Origin of the sequence: Methanobrevibacter sp. (assembly GCF_045116495.1) — an archaeon.
Lineage (GTDB): Archaea > Methanobacteriota > Methanobacteria > Methanobacteriales > Methanobacteriaceae > Methanocatella.
Genome location: NZ_JBGULU010000063.1, coordinates 1 through 3868 on the forward strand (window position 1 = coordinate 1; position 3868 = coordinate 3868).

General features: G+C 34.2%; 2 protein-coding genes and 2 pseudogenes. 1 reads left to right on the top strand and 3 read right to left on the bottom strand.

Annotated features, from left to right (window positions below; all coding sequences use genetic code 11):
• The 3 genes and pseudogenes from ACJMLH_RS03110 to ACJMLH_RS03120 form a co-directional block, all read right to left on the bottom strand.
• Positions 1-290 (bottom strand): annotated as a pseudogene (locus tag ACJMLH_RS03110) (ABC transporter permease); the annotation flags it as partial.
• Positions 283-1212 carry an ABC transporter permease gene (locus tag ACJMLH_RS03115; protein WP_405274634.1) on the bottom strand — a complete coding sequence of 310 codons (930 nt, stop codon included), beginning with the start codon at positions 1210-1212 and terminating at the stop codon, positions 283-285. The pseudogene ACJMLH_RS03110 and the gene ACJMLH_RS03115, both read right to left, overlap by 8 nt.
• A gap of 112 nt (positions 1213-1324) precedes the next feature.
• A complete protein-coding gene (locus ACJMLH_RS03120; RefSeq protein ID WP_405274632.1) occupies positions 1325-2947 on the bottom strand; it encodes an ABC transporter substrate-binding protein in 1623 nt (540 codons plus the stop codon).
• Positions 2948-3287: 340 nt separating this feature from the next.
• Between ACJMLH_RS03120 and ACJMLH_RS03125 the strand changes: the two are divergent.
• Positions 3288-3868, top strand: a pseudogene (locus ACJMLH_RS03125) (hypothetical protein); the annotation flags it as partial.

The window sequence follows — 3868 nt, forward strand, 5'->3', positions numbered from 1 at the left end:
GTACTTACTGCAGATGCGAAAAAACCTACCATAATACTTAATCCAAGTCCTGCAATTGTTCGCTGAAACATGTCTCTTCCCATCCAATCAGTACCGAAAAGATGTTCTAGGGAAGGCATTTGATTGGCGCTGGCAAAATTAGACGGAATATCCCTTATGAAATAACCGGAAATAAATATGGACACAATAACCAATATGGATATTGCTATAATCACAAGAGTTTTTGTTCTAAGATTTGCAGAGTATATAAACCATTGTTTTTTATCATCTGCTTTTTGTTTTTTAATCATTGAACTCACTCTCCTTGATTCTCGGGTCAATGAAGTAATAAGAAATATCCGCAAGCAGGTTACCTACAAATACAAATATTGCACTTATAACAACAATTCCTAAAAACAGAGGCACATCATTTTGAAGACCTGCAGCAACTGCCGTTTGACCGATACCTGGATAAGAAAATACTTGTTCCACCATTACGGCACCACCAAACAATTCACTGAATGATAAGAATTGTAATGTGATTGCAGGAAGCAGTATATTCCTAATTCCATGATTTTTTACTAAATCCCAACCTTTTTCACCTCTAGATTTTGCGAATAATACATAATCAGAAGATAAAACTTGAACCAATTCATTACGTGTGTACATTGCAATCGGAGCTAAACCGACAAGACTTAAAGTTAACGCAGGTAATACTAACCGTGATGCCCATTCCATGAATGATGCATCCGTACTTTTTACACCAATTGGAACTCCGAAACCTATTGGGAACCATCCTAAATAAACTGCAAATACCATTAAAATAAGCATTCCAACCCAAAAAGATGGAGCAGATTGAATTGCATAACAATAAACTTTAACCGCTTTATCAATCCATGATCCTTTATTTTTACCGGCTAAGACTCCTAATACAAAACCAATGATACCGCTAAATATCCATGAGATTGCCATCAATACTACAGAAGCAGAGAATTTATCAAAAATTACGTCTATGACTGGAGCACGATAGATTAAGGAAGTTCCTAAATTACCTTGAATCAAATCCAATAGCCAGTGATAGATTTTTGTTGGCAAAGGAACATTAGTACCAAAATACTGATGTAAAATTTGTCTTTGCGCTTCTGATACTGCAGCACCTTTTAGATAAGCACTAACCGGATCAATAGGGGATAAATCTAATAAAATAAAACTAAATATTGCAACAGCAACCATTAATATTATAAAACGTACTAACTTAAAACCAAAATACTTTGCTATTTTTTGTTTATTCAATGAAGTAAACCCCCTTTAAAAATTTTAAAAAAATAAAAAAAAGGAAAAATGTTTAAGCTGTGGAATTGGTTCTAGTCCAATCACAGATATTAATTAAAACATCATTTCCTAAACCGTCAGGTTGCTCGCCGATATCAATTCCATTTTTAATGAAATAGTTGTAGTCGTAGTTAACAAGCCATGCAAATGGAGCATCACCAGCAGGACCCCAACCTCCATCACCAGTAAGTGCAGATTGAGCCCATAATGCGTTAGCAGCATTTAAATCAGTTGAATGCATAGCATCTTCCATCAATTTATCGGAAGCTGAATTGTTATATAAACCAGGGTTCATGTAGAATTCATCCGCTTCTTTACTGTGGTATTGTTGATAGATGGATTTGTATGGGTCAGGAGAAGTTTGTTGCATTAATGCAGCAGAGCTGTACATGTTAGCATAGATTGTATCCCAATCAGCACCTTTGAGGTTTACTTCAATTCCAATTTCTTTTGCTTGTTCAGCAAATACTGTGGATAAAGATTGTCTGTCAAGATAATCTGGTGGGTAGTATAAATCAAATGATGCTTTTGTACCATTCTTCTCTACGATTCCATCACCATCGGTATCATTCCAACCTCCTTCGCTCAAGATTTGTTTTGCTCTAGTTACATTACCGTCTTGAACTTTGGAAGCATTGTTAGCATAGTCTCTTGTATCTACACTGGTGTATTCTGGAGTTGCATGTCCTGCGAAGATATCATCACACATTGTTTGACGATTAACACCTACGTTTAATGCTTCTCTGATTGCTTTATCAGCTGTTACGTTGTTACCGATTTTCCAACCGCTTTGATTAGTTACTTCACCGGTATCTTCAAGGTAAGGGAAAGATACACCTTGTGCTCTTCCTGCAGATTTTTCAACAAATTGATATCCGTCAACAGTTTGGTTTAATGAAGAGGTTGCAACCGGCACTACATCCACTTGACCGGATTTGGCGAGTTCTAACCAAGTAGATTCTTCAGGGAATAATAAGGTAATTTGAGTGAAGTATGGTTTATCGCCATAGTAATTATCATTTACTTTGAAAATTGCTTGTTGACCTTTATCCCAGTGGTCCAGTACATAAGGTCCGGTACCAATTGGGTTTTCACCGTAAGTATTGTTATCATATTCTTCAGGTACAATACCGACATATCTTAAATCATAAATAAATGTTGATCTTGGTTCTACTAAATTAAATTCAACACAAGTATCATTTTTAGCAGTTACATTAGCAAGATTTGTTAAATCCAAATCTGTTTCAGTATTTTTTGCAGTGTTGAATGTGGTTTCTACATCTTTTGCATTGAAAGATGAATTGTCTGAGAATTTAACATCGTTTCTTAAATTTACAGTCCATGTTTTACCATCACTACTAATTGAATAACCAGTAGCCAAATCTGGAACTATTGTTCCATTTTTATCTGTTTTAAATAAACAGCTTTGTACTAATGGATTATAATTTTGGTGTCCGCATCCCCAACCGGTAAGTGGGTTAAAACCAGATTCCGGTTCTTTAATGTTACTGTGAGCTGCTACTGTTAAATGTGTAGGATCATTGTCTGATGAGCCACCCATCAATGCAAAAGCAGCAACAAGAATAACTAGGATTGCTACAACAGCACCTATAATCATCATTGTTTTCTTTTCCATAACTTTTCACCATTTTCTATAATTCCATATTAAAATAAGAGTATTACTTTTTAGCTAAAAATTACTCGATAAGTAATACTTTTAAAAATTATTTTAATATCAATATAATATTTAAAATGTAGATATAAAAAGATATTTATTACTTTTAAACTTAAATGGAAAACAAAATCTTTTATTATGGATTAAACTAAGAAAATGAATAATAAAAAAAAACATTGAAACAAAAATTTGACAGTATACAAAATTTTAAATCACAATTTTAAACAAAATAAAAATTTGAATAGAATTAAAAGTAATACTTTCCTTAAATTTAAATAACATTACCTCCAAATATTCGGCCATGGCTCTATCTCTTAAACTTAAAAAATATCTAATAAAGAACGGTGCAACAGAAGTGGGCTATGCCGACATCACCAATTTCACACCCCAACCCAAATTAAAAAAAGGAGTTGTTTTCTATATAGCATACCCAAAAGAAATTATACGAACCATGGAAAATGCACCAACTCCAGAATATCTCGAAGAATTAATCAGTTTAAATACAAGATTAGATGCCCTTGGAATGAAATGCGAAGAATTTCTGATAGATAAAGGATATAATGCATATGCCCAGACAAAGAAGAGACTGGGAACTGATTTTGGAGAATTTAATTCCTTCGAACTGCCTCATAAAACAATAGCTACACGTGCAGGGCTCGGATGGATTGGCAAATCAGCATTATTTACTACAAAAGATTACGGATCTGCACTTAGATTATCTTCAGTCCTAACTGATGCCCCTCTGGAAATTGGAAGCCCCATACTTAAATCAAGATGCGGCAAATGTATGGAATGCAGGGATGCGTGTCTTGGAGGGGCAATAAGCGGAAGAGAATGGAACTATAAATTAAAAAGAAATGATTTTTACGATGATAAAAAATG